This is a genomic window from Paenarthrobacter nicotinovorans, from assembly GCF_021919345.1.
GTDB lineage: Bacteria > Actinomycetota > Actinomycetes > Actinomycetales > Micrococcaceae > Arthrobacter > Arthrobacter nicotinovorans.
Genome location: NZ_CP089293.1, coordinates 1,995,846 through 2,011,329 on the forward strand (window position 1 = coordinate 1,995,846; position 15,484 = coordinate 2,011,329).

Annotated in this window: 13 protein-coding genes and 1 pseudogene; 5 read left to right on the top strand and 9 right to left on the bottom strand. The window is 62.3% G+C overall.

Annotated elements, in window-relative coordinates; translation table 11 throughout:
- Positions 1 to 5 precede the first annotated feature (5 nt).
- From JMY29_RS09335 to JMY29_RS09350, 4 genes are all read right to left on the bottom strand, one after another.
- On the bottom strand, positions 6 to 1,205 hold the full coding sequence (locus tag JMY29_RS09335; protein WP_189075644.1) for a fatty acid desaturase family protein: 1,200 nt from the start codon (positions 1,203 to 1,205) through the stop codon (positions 6 to 8).
- A gap of 71 nt (positions 1,206 to 1,276) precedes the next feature.
- The gene (locus JMY29_RS09340; protein WP_189075643.1) at positions 1,277 to 1,990 is read right to left on the bottom strand and encodes a GAF and ANTAR domain-containing protein; all 714 of its coding nucleotides are present in this window, start codon (positions 1,988 to 1,990) and stop codon (positions 1,277 to 1,279) included.
- Between the two features lie 9 nt (positions 1,991 to 1,999).
- Complete coding sequence (locus tag JMY29_RS09345; protein WP_082010176.1) at positions 2,000 to 2,686, bottom strand: GAF and ANTAR domain-containing protein; 687 nt, start codon at positions 2,684 to 2,686, stop codon at positions 2,000 to 2,002.
- Between the two features lie 299 nt (positions 2,687 to 2,985).
- Positions 2,986 to 3,765, bottom strand: coding sequence for a type 1 glutamine amidotransferase domain-containing protein (locus JMY29_RS09350; RefSeq protein WP_189075642.1), 780 nt, complete (start codon positions 3,763 to 3,765; stop codon positions 2,986 to 2,988).
- Between the two features lie 237 nt (positions 3,766 to 4,002).
- On the opposite strand from JMY29_RS09350, the gene ppsA reads away from it, so the two are divergent.
- The 3 genes from ppsA to JMY29_RS09365 all read left to right on the top strand — a co-directional run bounded on the left by ppsA (position 4,003) and on the right by JMY29_RS09365 (position 7,855).
- Positions 4,003 to 6,411 carry a phosphoenolpyruvate synthase gene (gene ppsA / locus JMY29_RS09355; RefSeq protein WP_189075641.1) on the top strand — a complete coding sequence of 803 codons (2,409 nt, stop codon included), beginning with the start codon at positions 4,003 to 4,005 and terminating at the stop codon, positions 6,409 to 6,411.
- Complete coding sequence (locus tag JMY29_RS09360; protein WP_035734266.1) at positions 6,412 to 7,254, top strand: pyruvate, water dikinase regulatory protein; 843 nt, start codon at positions 6,412 to 6,414, stop codon at positions 7,252 to 7,254. It abuts the gene before it with no gap.
- Positions 7,255 to 7,399: 145 nt separating this feature from the next.
- Positions 7,400 to 7,855 carry an Lrp/AsnC family transcriptional regulator gene (locus JMY29_RS09365; RefSeq protein ID WP_039241455.1) on the top strand — a complete coding sequence of 152 codons (456 nt, stop codon included), beginning with the start codon at positions 7,400 to 7,402 and terminating at the stop codon, positions 7,853 to 7,855.
- Here the strand turns inward: JMY29_RS09365 and JMY29_RS09370 are convergent.
- Genes JMY29_RS09370 through JMY29_RS09380 form a run of 3 tightly spaced genes read right to left on the bottom strand, consistent with a single transcriptional unit; the run spans position 7,830 to position 11,717 of the window.
- On the bottom strand, positions 7,830 to 9,266 hold the full coding sequence (locus JMY29_RS09370) for an aspartate ammonia-lyase (RefSeq protein ID WP_189075640.1): 1,437 nt from the start codon (positions 9,264 to 9,266) through the stop codon (positions 7,830 to 7,832). The two genes, JMY29_RS09365 and JMY29_RS09370, sit on opposite strands and share 26 nt — an antisense overlap.
- Positions 9,263 to 10,678 (bottom strand): aldehyde dehydrogenase family protein, encoded by a 1,416-nt coding sequence (locus tag JMY29_RS09375; RefSeq protein ID WP_189075639.1) that lies wholly within the window; start codon positions 10,676 to 10,678, stop codon positions 9,263 to 9,265. The genes JMY29_RS09370 and JMY29_RS09375 overlap by 4 nt, the downstream gene beginning before the upstream one ends.
- Entirely contained in the window at positions 10,671 to 11,717 is a 1,047-nt protein-coding gene (locus JMY29_RS09380) for a homoserine dehydrogenase (protein ID WP_189075638.1), read from the bottom strand. Before JMY29_RS09380 ends, JMY29_RS09375 begins: the two co-directional genes overlap by 8 nt.
- 150 nt (positions 11,718 to 11,867) lie before the next feature.
- Between JMY29_RS09380 and arr the strand changes: the two genes are divergently transcribed.
- Complete coding sequence (gene arr / locus JMY29_RS09385) at positions 11,868 to 12,278, top strand: NAD(+)--rifampin ADP-ribosyltransferase (RefSeq protein ID WP_189075637.1); 411 nt, start codon at positions 11,868 to 11,870, stop codon at positions 12,276 to 12,278.
- An 85-nt stretch (positions 12,279 to 12,363) separates the two neighbouring features.
- Positions 12,364 to 12,615: pseudogene (locus JMY29_RS09390) on the top strand (Rho termination factor N-terminal domain-containing protein); the annotation flags it as partial.
- 183 nt (positions 12,616 to 12,798) lie between these two features.
- Here the strand turns inward: JMY29_RS09390 and JMY29_RS09395 are convergent.
- On the bottom strand, positions 12,799 to 14,247 hold the full coding sequence (locus JMY29_RS09395; protein ID WP_018779670.1) for an SLC13 family permease: 1,449 nt from the start codon (positions 14,245 to 14,247) through the stop codon (positions 12,799 to 12,801).
- A gap of 12 nt (positions 14,248 to 14,259) precedes the next feature.
- Positions 14,260 to 15,378: a PrpF domain-containing protein gene (locus JMY29_RS09400; RefSeq protein ID WP_039241094.1), complete on the bottom strand. Its 1,119-nt coding sequence runs from the start codon at positions 15,376 to 15,378 to the stop codon at positions 14,260 to 14,262.
- Positions 15,379 to 15,484 lie beyond the last annotated feature (106 nt).

A 15,484-nucleotide genomic window follows, 5' to 3' on the forward strand; every position in this document is an offset into this window, starting at 1 on the left:
CACCGTTATGGCCTGTGTTGGCCGGCGAGGGGACAGGTGAAGGGGTCGGCAGCGGCGAGGCCAACCTTATTCAGGTACTGGATGACGATTGAATATGAGCGCATCAGCCCGGTCTCGGTATAGGGAATATCCAGGAGAAGGCAGTGCGCTTTGACGATGTTGCTCGCCTCGCGAAGGTGCCTGCGGGGCATATCCGGAAAGAGGTGGTGTTCGATTTGGTAGTTGAGGCCACCCATGAAGAACGTCACAAACTTCCCGCCCGTGATGTTGCGGGAAGTGAGCACCTGCCGGGTCAGGAAGTCGGCACGGCTGTTTTCAGGAAGGATCGGCATCCCTTTGTGGTTTGGCGCGAAGGTCCCGCCCATGTACAAACCAAAGACCGCGACCTGAACCGCGATGAACGCAGCGGCAACACCCGGGGACAGGACGAGGAACAATATTCCGAGATAGGTGCCGAAACGCAGACCCAGCAGGCCGAGCTCAAGCCACCGGAACTTGACCGGCCCTCGACGCAGCAAATACTTCAGCGAATCGATGTGCAGAGTCCAGCCAAGGAACAAAAGCAGGGGGAACAGGAGATAGCCCTGTCGTTTGCCGTAGGCCCTGGAGAACCGACCACGGCTGCCCGGCAATTCGTTGTGGAAGATGATGGCGCCTGGAGCGATGTCCGGGTCCTTGTTGACCACGTTCGGCCGTGCATGGTGCCGTGAGTGTTTGTCTGTCCAGTAGGCGTAGCTCATGCCCACCATCAGGGTGGCGAGCAGACGGGCGGTCCATTCGTTTGCCGCGCGGGACGAGAACACCTGAAGATGCGCTGCTTCATGGCCGAGCAACGCGAACTGCGTGAAAACGACGCCGAGCGCGCCGGCGATGGCGAGCTGGAGCCAGGAGTCGCGCAGGAGGAAGAACGCCACCCAGGCGCCGGCGCCCGAAACGGCAAGCAGCGTCAGCAGCACCAGGTAGTAACGCCGCGACCGCTCAAGCAATCCGGCTTCCTTGATCAATGTCAAGAGCCCCGCATAGCTGCTGGTGACTTTGTTGACCCGGACTCCCGACGATGCCTGCGCGGGGGAAGGCGAACGTGGGGGAACGACCGGCGGCGGCTGGTTAATGAGCGACAAGGTGTTGCCTCCTCGGATGCGCTGGAAAAGCGGTGCGCTGGCAAGCAATGCCGAGGTCTGGGGCAACAACTCAAGCGTAGGCACGGAAGGTTCCGTGAGTCCATAGGAAATGGACTACGGCGCGCGATCCATTGCGAATTGTCCCAACGGGAGTGCTAGATCATCAGGGTGCGCTTGACGATACTTTCAGCAACGTCATGGAGATTTTGCCGGGTGGAGCGTGCATGTGCGCGCAGCACGTTGAAGGCACTGTCCATGTCCAGGTTCTTGGTCTGCGCAATGACACCCTTGGCCTGCTCGATGAGCACCCGGGTGGTCAGAGCCCGTTGCAGTTGATCGTTAAGGATGCCCGCTTCCCGAATAGTCCGTTCCTGCAGAAGGCTGATGGTTGCTACGTCGGCCATGGCCTGGGCTATGGCCGCGTCTTCGGGATTCAAGGCACCCGTTTCGGCGCCAAACAGACCCATGGCACCGATAACCCTTGTGTGGACGCGCATTGGTACTGCATGCACTGACCGGAAACCCATGTCCAGGGCGATTTGCTGGAAGGCTGGCCAGCGTTCGCCAAGGTCCCTGATGTCGTCGACGGTGACGACAGCTCCAGTCCGGTAGCACTCCACGCAGGGACCTGCGCCGGCTTCAAGTTGGAGCAACTCCACCAACTGGCTTTGCTCGCTGGTTGAAGCCAGCAGCTGCAGGTTACCGTCAGCGTCAGAGAGCAACAGCCCTGCCTGGGCAGCATCGAGCAAATCGACGGCGTCTCCCACGAGGGTGTGAAGCAGATCCAGGACGTCGTAGTCGGCAACGAGCGTGTCGGTAAGCTTCACGAATGTGTCGCTAAGACGCTCGGCTCTGCTTTTTATTACCATGTCAGCATTTTACTGTGGGCCGGTATCACTGGCGCCCGCTGCCGGCGTGAAATCAAGCCGCCTGTTCACGACGTCCATTGCGGTGTCCTGCAAAGAACGTCCGCTGGCGAAGGCGTGGCCTCGCAGCAGCAGCAACGCTTCGTCGGCGGTGCTTCCTGTCTGGACCAGCACCATCCCGGTAGCCTGGTGGATTTCCCGCCGTGCCAGCGGAACGGTGGCAGTCCCGGTATCACCGTCCGGCAGTAATCCCCGCAGCAATGTCCATGCCGTCCGGTTGGCAATCCGGGCGGCACGGGCGCCCTGCTCAGTGCTGAGTTCGCGCGGTGAGGTGCAGTATAGTTCCACGACGCCGATAACCAGGTCGCCGGCCAGCAAGGGGAACACGAAGAGCGCCTCTGCATCAGTACTGCTTGCTGCTTCTGCAAAGGCGGGCCACGAGCGGACTCCAGCGTGGCTCAGATCGTTGATCATGACCGGCAGATGGGTACGGAAAACATCCCACCGTGGTCCGTCTCCAAGATCGTACTGAAGCTCATCAAGCCGCGCAGCTGTAGCGTCGGATGCACACATCAGGGTTTCGGCCGCAGAACCTCCGAATATCGACACTGCCGCTCCGGCGATGGGCAGTTCCTCGAGGAATGCAGAACACAGGTCGCCGTGGGGACCGTGCCCTGGCGCTGAGGTCACTTCAGGCACGCTGTGTCACCTCTCATGTGATGGCTCGGCTGCACCAAGGACAACCATTCCTGTTTTTTCAAGCCAGTCATTTTCAAGACAATCGCGCTCTGACTGTTACCCCAACCTTAAACCCGACGGGTGAAGAGATACCCGACGGCGGCTGTCACCGCGGTCAGTTCACGGTCGCTGGAGGCTACGCCGCCTTCAGATTTACGGCCAACTGCCCGGCCGCCGAGTGCGTCCTGCAGTGAGCGACAGCAACTTCGGCAGACGGAACGGCCCCCACTTCGGAGGGCCGTTCGGTCGAATGCTGCTACCTAGTGTCCGGCGTCGGCCGCCGCTTTCTTTTTGGCGTCCTTTTCCGCGTCCTTCTCAGCGCGCAGCGCTTTCGCCTCGTGCTGCTCCTCAGCTTTTTCATGGTGGATAAGCTCGGCGAAGAGTTTCTCCATTTCCTTCGCCACACCAGCTGCCGAGGCAGGATTCTGTCCGGTTACCAGCCGTTCATCCACGACGACTTTCTCTTCAAAGACACCTGCGGAGACATGGTGCGCTCCCTGTTCTTCCAAACGGTCGGCAAGAAAGAACGGGATGACCTTGTCCTTCCCGGCGGCAACTTCTTCGTCGTTGGTGAATGCGGCCACGTCCCGACCCTGGACGAGCCGGAAACCATCCTTCAATTCCACATTCAGCAGACCGGCGGGACCATGACAGACAGCGCCCACCAAGCCCCCGGCGTCGTAAACGCTCGCTACCAGCCGCTGCAGACCTTCACTGTCGGGGAAGTCCCACATGGTGCCGTGACCTCCCACGAGGTAGACGGCATCATATTGCTCCGGGTCTATGACGTCGACGCGGGCAGTGTTGTAGAGCCCGGCGCGCGTCGTCTCGTCCTGCGTGAAAGCAACCTGGATGGGATCATCGGTGTCTACTACGTCGCTGGGAGGCTGGCCGCCCTTGATGGAAGCAAAATCGACGAAGTGGCCCGAATCCTTGAAGACCTTCCACGGATGTGCGGCTTCGGCCACGTTGTAGCCGGTCTTTTCGCCCGTATCACCGAGCTCGGAAACGCTGGTCAGTACCATGAGGATTTTCTTCATGAAGTGCTCCTTTCGTCCACCGCCAACACTACGCCCTGGTCCAAATGGGCTCCCTGGAACCGACAGAAGGGGCCGCAAGCCGGTTTCCCTTGACGTCAAGGGTGGGCGATCTCCCGTTACCGTCCATTTCTGTTGAACGTGTCACATTTGTTTGCATCCAGCCCCAGCGACCCTGATCCTTGCAAGACCTAGTTTTTTTAGCGCTTGTCAGAGCGTGCCCAATGGAGGACACAATTTATGACTAACGTTCTTTGGTTTTCTGAGCTTGGCTTGTCCGACCTTGACCAGGTTGGCGGCAAAAATGCATCGCTTGGGGAAATGGTTCGAAATCTCGCCTCTGCAGGGGTGAAGGTTCCGGGCGGTTTCGCGACGACGGCGGACGCTTACCGGCGTTTCCTGGCGGAGTCGAAGCTGGATGCGAGGATTGAACAGATTCTTGAGGGCCTGGACAGCGGCGACGTCGCCGCTTTGGCCAAGGTTGGCCAGGAAATCCGTACCCTGATCCGGGAGACCCCGTTCCCCGCGGGTTTGGAAGAAGACATCCGGACCGCCTATGAGCGCCTGACCGGGGAGCATGGTGCGGACGTGTCGTGGGCGGTGCGTTCCAGCGCCACGGCCGAGGACCTCCCCGATGCTTCCTTTGCCGGGCAACAGGAGACATTCCTGAACATCCGTGGAATCGGAAACATCCTGCACGCGATCAAGGACGTCTTCGCGTCGCTGTACAACGACAGGGCGATTGCCTACCGGGTCCACCATGGATTCACGCATTCGGAAGTAGCGCTCTCTGCCGGTATCCAGCGGATGGTTCGTTCCGACGTCGGCGCCTCCGGCGTCATGTTCACCATGGACACCGAAACCGGCTTCACCGACGCCGTGTTCATCACGTCGTCTTACGGACTGGGGGAAGCTGTGGTCCAGGGGGCAGTGAACCCTGACGAGTTCTATGTCTACAAGCCTGCCTTGGCGGCAGGCCGGCCGGCAGTTCTCAAGCGCGGTCTGGGCGGGAAGGCCGTGCAGATGGTGTACACGGAATCCGAAGAGGTCGGCCGGACCGTCGACTTCATCCCCGTGCCGCAGGATTCCCGGAGCCGGTTCAGCCTGACCGACGCGGAGGTCGAGCTGCTTGCCCGCCATGCCGTGGCGATCGAGCGGCACTATGGCCGTCCCATGGACATCGAGTGGGGCAAGGACGGTGTGGATGGGGAGCTTTACATCCTGCAGGCCCGCCCGGAAACGGTTGAGTCACGCAAGGCAGCGGGCGTCACGTCCCGCTACACGCTCACCGAGCGGTCCACAGTCTTGGTCGAGGGGCGCGCGATCGGTCAGCGCATAGGCGCCGGCCAGGTCCGGGTACTTTCTTCGATTGACCAGATGGCCTCGTTCCAGGAGGGCGACGTTCTTGTCGCGAACATGACGGACCCCGACTGGGAACCGATCATGAAGAAGGCTGCTGCGATCGTCACGGACCGTGGCGGGCGGACTTGCCACGCTGCGATCATCGCCCGCGAACTGGGCATCCCTGCGGTCGTCGGCACAGGATACGCCTCGCAGATCCTCAAGGACGGCGCCCCGGTGACGGTGTCCTGTGCCGAGGGCGAAGCGGGGCTCGTGTATGAAGGCCTGCTGGATTACACGCTCCAGGAGACCAGCCTGGAGACCATGCCGGAGGCTCCGGTGAAGATCATGATGAACGTCGGAACCCCGGAGCAGGCATTCAGTTTTGCCAAGCTCCCCAACCACGGCGTCGGCCTGGCCCGGCTGGAGTTCATCATCAACCGGCAGATCGGTGTCCACCCCAACGCCTTGCTGGCAGTGGCCGGAGAGATCGAGCGCCCGGCAACACTGGACGATTACACCGTCCGTCTCATCCAGGAAAAGATCGCCGCCTACGACGGCCCCCGCGATTACTACGTCAAGCGCCTGGCCGAGGGCATCTCGACCATCGCCTCAGCCTTCGCACCGGAGCCGGTGATCATCCGGCTCTCGGACTTCAAATCGAACGAATACGCCAACCTGGTGGGCGGTCCGGCCTTCGAACCCGAAGAAGAAAACCCGATGATCGGCTACCGGGGCGCCTCCCGGTATCTCTCTGCGGCCTTCCGGCAGGCCTTCGAACTCGAATGCGAAGCACTGAAGTTTGTGCGCAACGAGATGGGCCTGACGAATATCAAGCTCATGGTTCCGTTCGTGCGGACCCTCGACGAGGCACGCGGCGTGACCGAGCTGCTCGCGGCCAACGGGCTGAGGCGGGGAGAAAACGGGCTGGAGATCGTGATGATGTGCGAACTGCCCGCGAACGCGCTCCTGGCCGATGAGTTCCTGGAGTACTTTGACGGCTTCTCGATCGGTTCCAACGACCTGACCCAGCTCACCTTGGGCCTCGACCGTGACTCCGCTCTTGTGGCCGAAGGCTTCGATGAGCGCAATCCGGCTGTGACCAAACTGCTGGAAATGGCCATTGCCGCCTGCCGGGCCAAGGGACGGTACGTCGGGATCTGTGGTCAGGGACCCAGCGACCACCCGGACTTTGCCGAGTGGCTCCTGGGGCAAGGCATCAGCTCCATCTCGTTGAACCCGGACGCGGTGACTGAGACCTGGCTGCGCCTGGCCCGCTCAACCAACGTCACCAGCCCCACCGTCTAAATGACCGAGCATCAAACCGTGGGGGCAGGCTCCGTGCCTTCCCCCACGGTGTTCTTTCTCTCCGACAGCACCGGGATTACGGCCGAGACGCTCGGCAATACGCTGCTCACCCAGTTTCCTGGCCAACGGCTCGAGCGGCGCACCATCCCCTTCATCACTACCATCGAGCAGGCGCGCGAGGTCGTTGCGCTGATCGACCGGGTTGCGGCCACAGGTCCTGACCCGATCATCTTTTCCACGGCCGTCGGGCAGGACATCCGTGCGGTTCTCTCCAAAAGCCGCGGGCAGTTTTTCGACCTGTTCGGTGCGCACATCGGGAAACTTGAACAGACCCTCGGCGCAACGGCCAACGGAAAACCGGGCCAGGCCCACGGCGTGGGGGATGCCGTCCGCTATCAGTCCCGCATGGCCGCCGTCGAATATGCCATCGAACACGACGACGGCCAATCACTTCGGGCGCTCGAACGCGCCGAGCTGATTCTTATCGCTCCTTCCCGTTGCGGTAAGACTCCGACCACCATGTACCTGGCCCTGCAGCACGGCATCCTCGCCGCGAACTTCCCCTTGGTCGAGGAAGATTTCGACAACATGTCACTACCTGCGCCCCTGCTGCCTTTCGCAAGCAAGTGCTTTGGACTGACGTCGCAACCCGTCCGGCTGAGCCAGATCCGTCAGGAACGCCGGCCGGGCAGCAGCTACGCATCGCTGAACCAATGCACCTTTGAGCTGCGCAACGCCGAAGACATGTACCGGGCCAACAACATCCCCTATGTGAACTCCGCTTCCATGTCTGTGGAGGAGATTTCTGCCACCGTCCTCCAACGCATGCAACTGCACCACTGACAGCGTTGCGTTTTGTCCGGTCGTATCAGGAAGCGGTGGCACGGCCGCGCTGCCCGGATGGGATATGTTGTTGTGCGCCGCCCTCGTCGCCAACGCACGTGGGGATCCGGCCAGCGACATGCAAAACCCTGAGTCAGGAGTACCCGTGCCCGGAAGCCCACGTGATGGCATAGATGCCCAGATTCTGGCGGAGCTTCGGCGCAACGCCCGCATCAGCCTGGCGCAGCTGGGCGAGAAGGTACTCCTGTCCCGCAATGCCGTGCGGCAGCGGATCGAGCGGATGGAGCGTGATGGCTTCATCAAGGGCTACACCATCAGGGAGTCTGCAGCTGAGGCCACCCGGACCGTGAATGCCGTGTTGATGATCCAACGGCATGACCGCATGCGCGGCAGTGATGTCATCGCCGGCCTGCGGGCCATTCCCGAAATCGCTACCTGTGATGTGGTAAGCGGCGAACTCGATCTCATCGTCCGGGTCGAGGCTCCGGACGCTGCAAGGATCCAGGAGATCTGGAGGCAGGTTTCTGAGTTCCCCGGAGTCCGTGACATCACTACCGCGTTGTCACTCTCGACGGTCATTGACAGGCAGTCACCACGCTGATCGCATCCCCGCAGGAATCGATGGCCATCAATCTTTCCGCCTGCTCGGGCTGGAGCAGGCCCTCACTGACAGCGATGTCGAAGACACTCTGCCCCGAGACGAGTGCCCTGTGGGCGACCCCGGCTGCCACCGCGTACCCCAGGACGGGCAGCAGTGCCGTGGCCTGGGCCGTGGACGCGCGTGCCCTGGACCGAAGCAGCGCTTCGTTGGCTTCGACGCCGGAGACGCATAGCTCGCGCAGGACGTCGCAGCCGTTGGTCAGCCAACTCAGTGACTGCAGCAAGGCGTGGGCGATGACCGGCTCGAACGCGTTCAGCTGGAGCTGTCCGTTGTCGGCTGCCATGGTGACAGTGACATCGGCGCCAGCGACTAAGAACGCAATCTGATTGATGACCTCGGGGATGACCGGGTTGACCTTTCCAGGCATGATCGAGGAGCCCGCTTGCCGCGGAGGCAGCCGGATCTCAGCGAGCCCTGTCTGGGGTCCGCTGGATAGCAGGCGCAGGTCACTGCAGATTTTGGAGAGCTTGATGGCAGTGCGTTTGAGTGCCCCGGAGAACGTCATGAACGCCCCGGTATCCCAGGTTGCTTCAACAAAATCGTGGGCACGGGTCAACTGGACCCCGCTGACCGCAGAAAGCTTGTCGATGACCCGCTCCACATACCGCGGGTCCGCGGTGATGCCGGTGCCGATCGCTGTGGCGCCCAAGCTGCATTCGCGCAGCAGGGCGGCTGCTTCGCGAAGGCGGCGCTGGTCTTCCTCGAGCGTGACAGCAAAGGCAGTGAATTCCTGCCCGAGCGTCATGGGCACCGCGTCCTGCAATTGCGTGCGTCCGATTTTGGGGATGTCCGCGAACGCGTGGCCGCGTTCGGCGAACGATTCGGACAACAGGGCCAGTTGTTTCAGCAGGTCTTCGAGTGCGAACACGAGGGCCAAGCGCACGGCTGTCGGGTAGACGTCGTTGGTGGACTGGCATTTGTTGACGTGCCCGATCGGGTCGATCACTTCGTAGGACCCCCGGGGGTGACCCAGGGACTCCAGGGCCAGGTTGGCGATGACCTCGTTGGCGTTCATGTTCGTCGAGGTTCCTGCCCCGCCCTGGATGACGTCCACGGGGAACGCATCGTCGACCTCGCCGGAGGCTACTGCGTCGCAGGCCGAGGCGATCGCCAGGCCAATATCGTCCGGGATCAGGCCCAGCTCGGTGTTGGTCAGGGCCGCGGCCTTCTTCACAACCGCGAGGGCGCGGACGAGGTGACGGTGGGTTCCGAGCTGGATGCCGCTGATGGGGAAATTGAGGATCGCCCGTTCGGTGTGGATGCCCCAGAGGGCAGATGTAGGAACGGCCAAGGAGCCCAGGCTGTCCCGTTCGATCCTGATCCTGGTTTCATGTCCGGTGCTGGTGCTCATGAGGCGATCGCAATGACTTTGGGTTGGGTCATTTCCTCGTAGGCGAAGTGGACCCCTTCGCGGCCCATGCTGCCGTACTTCGAGCCGCCGAACGGCATGGCATCGTGTCGGTAGTCGGAGGAATCGTTGATCATGACACCGCCGGCGTCGATGGCTTTGGCGGTCTGCAAGGCCCGGTTGAGGTCCTTGGTGAACACGCCGGCCTGCAGCGCGTACTCGCTGTCGTTGGCCAGTTCGATGGCTTCCTCAGCGGTGTCGAACGCTTCAATAAGGACGACAGGTGCGAACAGTTCCCCGCTCCAGGCCTCGCAGGTCCGGGGCACCCCGGTGAGCACGGCAGGGGTGAGGACCGGCCCGTCAAGGGTCCCCCCGGTCAGCAGTTTCGCCCCGGCCGCTACGGCCTCATCGATCTTCCGTTTCGCTTCGGCGGCGGAGTCGTGGCTGATCATCGGTCCGACATCGGTGTGTTCGTTGCGGGGGTCGCCGGTTTTCAGCGCGGCGGTTTGGGTGACAAAGGCCTCCAGAAAGGTCTCGAACACTGGGCGTTGGACAAGGATCCGCTGCGCACCGATGCAGTTCTGGCCGGCTGCCCAGAACGAACCGGACACACTGGCCTCGACGGCTGCTGGGATGTCGGCGTCGTCGAAGACGATGACGGGGGCATTACCACCAAGTTCCATGGAAAGGCGCTTGATTCCGGCGTTCGCGGCGATGGCCCGGCCCGTGGCGAATCCTCCGGTGAACGAGACCATGCGGACCAGCTTGGAGGAGATGATGGTTTGCGCGACTGTCCGGTCACCGAGGACAACGGTGACGAAGTCTGAGGGAAGACCGGCCTCACGCAGCAGGTCCACCAGGAGAATGGCGGTCAAGGGTGTCAGTTGGGAGGGCTTGAGGATGACCGTGTTGCCGCCGGCGATAGCAGGGCCGAGCTTGTGGGCCACCAGGTTCAACGCGTCGTTGTAGGGCGTAATCGCCGCGATGAGCCCGAGTGGTTCACGGGTGAACCAGCCCTGTCGGTTCTCCGAACCTGCGAAGGAATCGAACGGGACGACTTCGCCGACGTTCCGGCGGGTTTCCGCCGCTGAAAGCTTGAGCGTGTTCACCGCGCGGGAGACTTCCTTGCGGGCCTGCTTGATGGTTTTCCCTGCCTCGGCGACAATCAGCTCCGCGACCTCTTGCGACCGCTGCTGCAACAGTTCCGCAGCGGAATCCAGAATCCTGCCTCGCTCGTGGCGTGGCATGGCCGCCGCTGCCGGAGCGGAGGCCGCGGCACGGATGAGCTCGACACGTACCTCCGCCTCAGTGCACTGGGGCAGGGTGGCCAGGGGGCCGCCGTCGAACTTGTTACGCACCACCAAGTGCTCGGCGACGGCTTTCACGGGAGACTCGGCAATGGCTGTCTCAGGCACGGACGGCTCCTTTGGCGAATTCGTCGACGGCGATGATGTCTGAAATGAGGGCGTAGGCGGTTTCGACGCGACCAGCGCCCGGGCCGGACACGGTAACTGCACCGAGCAGGTCGGTGGTGAAGGACACTGCATTGGTGGCACCGGAAATGCCAGCCAACGGGTGATCCGCCGGGAGGGCTACGGGCTGGACGGTAGCGACGATGCGGCCATCTTCTTCACGGCGTGCCTCGCCGATCAGCTTCCACCGGGAGCCGCCCGCCAAGGCCTGGGTAACGTCGTCGCTGGTGATGTCCTGGATACCGGTGGTCTCCACATCGCCGGGGCGGATGCTTGCCCCCAGCAATTCGTTGGCCAGGATCGCGACCTTCAACCGGACATCGGAGCCTCCAATGTCGGCGGTCGGATCAGCCTCGGCATAACCGAGAGCCTGGGCTTCGGAAATGGCTTCATCCAGGCCCAATCCGGCTTCCATGCGGCCAAGCACGTAGTTGCTGGTCCCGTTCAGGATCCCCTGAACCGCGTTCAGTTCCAGACCTCCGAGCATCTTGTGCGCCAGACGGATGACGGGTGTTCCGCTCATGACAGCGCCTTCGTACTCGAAGCGGACGCCGTTCTCGGCTGCTAGTGTGCGAAGTTCCTGGCCGTGCAAGGCCACAGGACCCTTGTTGGTGGTCACCACATGCTTGCCCGACTCAAGGGCCCACTTCACATGCGAAACGGCGGGTTCCCCGTCAACGGGACTGGTGAAAGTTGCTTCGACGACGATGTCGGCCGGGCTGTTCTTGATGACATCCTCGTTTCGCGGGTCCGGGCTGCCGCCGGGGAGACCCTCGAAGGTCGAGCCTCGCGGCATGGCCAGAACCGAGGCCAGATCGATGCCCTCACCTTGGACAAGCGAACCAAAAGCCAGGTCGGTGATCGCTACGACACGGAGCTCGAAGCCGAGGGAAGCGAATCGTCCGGGTTCATCGCGGATCAGCTCGGCCAGGGCGCGGTTCACGCCTCCGAAACCAATCAGGGCCAGGTTGTACGTCGTCACAGTGATCTCCTTGATAGGGCGGTAATGCTGTTCCTCAAGCCTCTAACCCGGGAGTGTCAGTTCCCTAGGTACAAAACGCTCGTCCGGCATGACGAAACGACCAAAGAAGCGCGCTTTTCGCCCCTTCCGGCCACCCAATAAGCTGTAGCTGTGAACGAGCTTCCGGATACTGGCCCCTTTTTTCACGGCACTAAAGCCAGGCTCCGCACAGGAGACCTGCTGCGGGCGGGCTTCAGGTCGAACTACCGTCCCGAAGTAGTGATGAACCATATCTATTTCACGGCGCTGCGGGACGGGGCAGGTCTCGCTGCGGAACTCGCGGCCGGTGAGGGTGAGCCGCGGGTGTACGAGGTGGAGCCGACCGGGACGTTCGAGGACGATCCAAACGTCACGGACAAGAAATTTCCGGGAAATCCCACCAGGTCCTATCGGAGCACTGCACCGCTGAGGGTGGTCGGTGAGGTCACGGACTGGACGCGGCTCGCGCCGGAGGCCCTGCAAGCCTGGAAGGACCGCTTGGCAGCAATCCTTGCCGACGATCGCGGCGAGATTATCAACTGACGGAGAACAGGACAGCCAGGACAGGCAGCACCGGGATGCGCAGAGGCCATCCGTGGCCGCTTGTCGAGAAGTACCAAGCATGCTTGATTACGAGAAGGTGGGGGACCACTGGGAGCCCAAGGAAGAGCGAGGTCCTTCGGACGCCCACGCCGAAGGGGGCGTCGATTCGCCCATGCCAACGGCAGGGGGAGTTGATGCCAATGCTTCCAAGGGCCACCTATACCAACTGGCGCAACAGCTTGGGATCAGTGGCCGTTCGAAGATGTCCAAGGACGAACTCGTGCAGGCGCTGCAGAAGGCCAATGATGCGGCCACACGGAAGGCCAGGGAGAGCTGAGCGGGGTTGGACATGCCTTTGGCAGGGCCACCGTTTGGTGGCCCTGCCAAAGGTGCGTTGGCATCCAGTCCTGCGCCCGTCCTTCGGGCTACCTGTTGCGATGGTGTGCAGGATGTGATTCCGAACGCCCGCCGGGAGTGATTGTTTCGGCAGGTCTTGGAGGCTCGGTGCCGCCGGAGTCCCCTACATGATTCCGGTCGGTACCAGCAGTGCCCAGGCCAGGGCCGGGGCGACGAGGACCACGCCGCCCGCGTAGGCCATGAGCTGCTTGTAGACGCGCTGGCGGTCGTCTTCACGGGCGTTGGCCACAACCAGTGCTCCGTCAGTGGAGAAGGGGGACACGTCCACCACGGTTGCCGCAATGGCAAGGGCTGCCACCGTCCCTGAGGCGCTGAGCGAGCTTGTTGCCAGCAGTGGTCCGGCCAAAGGAATGAAAGCCGTGAGGAGGGCGGTGGAAGAGGCGAAAGCTGAACCGACGCCGATCACGTAGCAGAGGACCAGTGCGATGAGCAGCGGTGCCCCGAGCGCGAGCGCTTGTTCGGCGAGGGTGTCAATGACACCCACGTGCTGGAGCAGTGAGACGTAGGTGATCATGCCTGCGACCAGAAGAACGGTCGACCAGGAGACCCCGCCGATGAAGGTCCGGTGTTCCTTGATGTTGACCAGGGCCAGCAGAAGTCCGGCGGAAAGCGCCACGAAGCCGATGGGCATGTGGAAGCCCAAGGCGCAGACGAGCATGGCGGCAATCAGTGCAAGCGTGAGGAGCTGCTGGCCGTGGGGGCGTGCAGTGCGCGTCGTGTCGAGGTCGGCGTGCTGGCCGGCCGCGCCGTCGCGGAGCTTTCCGAGCAGGGCGAACAGAACCACGGTGAGGATGGAAAGGATGAGGTTGAGCGCGAAGCTTGCCCCGAAGAGCGCACCCTGCGAGATGGGGAAGCCGTTCTTCACTGCGATGTCGTGAACCAGGACGCCGGCCACGGACAGCGGGGAGAATCCACCCGCGTGGGCGCCGTTGATGATGAAGGCGCCCATCAGGACGGGGTGGATGCGTGATTCGTAGGCCAGTCCGATCGCTGCTGGGGCCAGCAGGGCGACGGCGGCGGGGGAGAAGGTGCCCAGTGACGTCAGGGCTGCGGCCAGAAGGAAGAACACCCAGGGCAGCAGCAGGGTTTTGCCCCGGACCAGCCGGACGCAGGTCTGGACGATGATGTCGACGGTGCCGTTGCGCTGGGCCATGCTGAAGAAGTACGTCACGCCAATGATGGTGATGACGATGTTGGCGGGGAAGTCAGCAAGGATTTCCTTGTCGCTCATGCCAAGCATGAAGTAGCCGACGCCGAAGGAGGCTACCAGCCCCATCACTCCGATGTTCAAAGGCCACTTCGTGGCGACAACGAACATCACCACGAGTATGACCAGCGGGATGATCTGCGTGGCGGTCATGGTCGGCTCCGATTCCGGGGTGGCCGCCGGGTTGAACAGGGCACCCCCGAACAGGATGGCGACCAGACCCAGGATGACGGAAGCGGCAACCGTTACCAGCAGGATACGGCGGCGCGTAGTGGGACGCTTGGAACTCTCGTCCTTGATATCGCTCTCGGCGTCGGGAGCTGGTTGGTAAATAGTCTTAGCCATGGTGTTCTCTCCTCATCGAGTGGCTGTTTCCAGTGAGGCTTCGACGGCGTTGCCGAGAGTCTCCGGGAGGTGGATGATGCTGGTGGCGATGGTGCGGGCTGTCCGGTCAACGCCTACCAGGATGGAGCCTTGGTGCTCCTCGCTCCAGGTTTCGATGACACCGGCAGGTGTGCGGAGCTTCAGCGTTGGATGGACTGCGTTGCCGGTGATGGCGTTGAGTACTGTTCCGGGTGTGCGTGCGGCGAGCGTCAGGGCGATGCTGCCGGTGATGGCCAAGGCTGGATGCGGCTTGCCCATGGAGAGCATCATGACGTTGACGTCGCAGTCCGGACCTGAATCGCCGGGAGCGCCGACGATTGCCAACTTGGGTACGGCGCGGGCTGCTTGCGCAGGAGTCGCTGCCATCCCCATGCGCACTGCTGCCTGGCGGCGAATGGCGTCCAGTGTTTCCAGATGCTGCTCCACGTGTTCCGTCCACGTGTCGTAGCGGGATATGTCGAGTCCGAGGTCTTCGGCACGGACGATGACGACCGGGGCGCCGGCATCCACCATCGATACTGTCCAGGATTTCCCGCCGGCAAGGACCGTTTCGCTTGCCGTCCCCGTGGGTAGCAGCTCTCCGGTGGTCTTGCCTGCCGGGTCCTGGAAGCCGAGGCCCACTTTGAAACCGGGAAAGGCAACGCCTGGCATGTGCGCGTCCGGAACGATGGGCAAGGCTCCGGAGGGAGTGGCCACCTGTTGGATGATGAGCTGCCCGGTGTTGGTATTGCGGGTGACAATTCGAGTGGTGTCTCCCTTTGGGGTGACCCAGCCCTTTTCGATGGCATAGAGACCCACTACTGCTGAGCAGTTTCCGCAGTTGCTGCCCCAGTCCACGGTGGCTTCTTCGATCCCTACCTGGGCGAAAGTGAATTCCACATCAACGGAGGGGTCTGAAGGGCGGCGAAGGATCATCGCCTTGCTGGTGGTGGAGGTAGCGCCGCCCACCCCGTCGATTTGCCGTGAATCGGGGCTTCCAAAAAGTCGTGGAAGCAATTCGTCAAGGTCGATGCTCGTTTCGTTCAGGGTTTCGGTCTCGAAGACCCAGCACTTGCTGGTGCCTCCACGCATCCATTCCGCTTCTATCTTCATCTGTCCTGCACTCCTTCTGCCGTTACCCGGCGGCCTCTTCAATCAGCATGAGCCGGATCACACATGAAGACAATGTGCAATATCTGAAGGAGTATGTAGTATCGCT

Coding starts and splice junctions, on each gene's coding strand:
- JMY29_RS09350 (WP_189075642.1), bottom strand. CDS start 3,765: ATGAAGAAAATCCTCATGGTACTGACCAGCGTTTCCGAGCTCGGTGAT.
- ppsA (WP_189075641.1), top strand. CDS start 4,003: ATGACTAACGTTCTTTGGTTTTCTGAGCTTGGCTTGTCCGACCTTGAC.
- JMY29_RS09360 (WP_035734266.1), top strand. CDS start 6,412: ATGACCGAGCATCAAACCGTGGGGGCAGGCTCCGTGCCTTCCCCCACG.
- JMY29_RS09370 (WP_189075640.1), bottom strand. CDS start 9,266: ATGAGCACCAGCACCGGACATGAAACCAGGATCAGGATCGAACGGGAC.
- JMY29_RS09395 (WP_018779670.1), bottom strand. CDS start 14,247: ATGGCTAAGACTATTTACCAACCAGCTCCCGACGCCGAGAGCGATATC.
- JMY29_RS09340 (WP_189075643.1), bottom strand. CDS start 1,990: ATGGTAATAAAAAGCAGAGCCGAGCGTCTTAGCGACACATTCGTGAAG.
- JMY29_RS09400 (WP_039241094.1), bottom strand. CDS start 15,378: ATGAAGATAGAAGCGGAATGGATGCGTGGAGGCACCAGCAAGTGCTGG.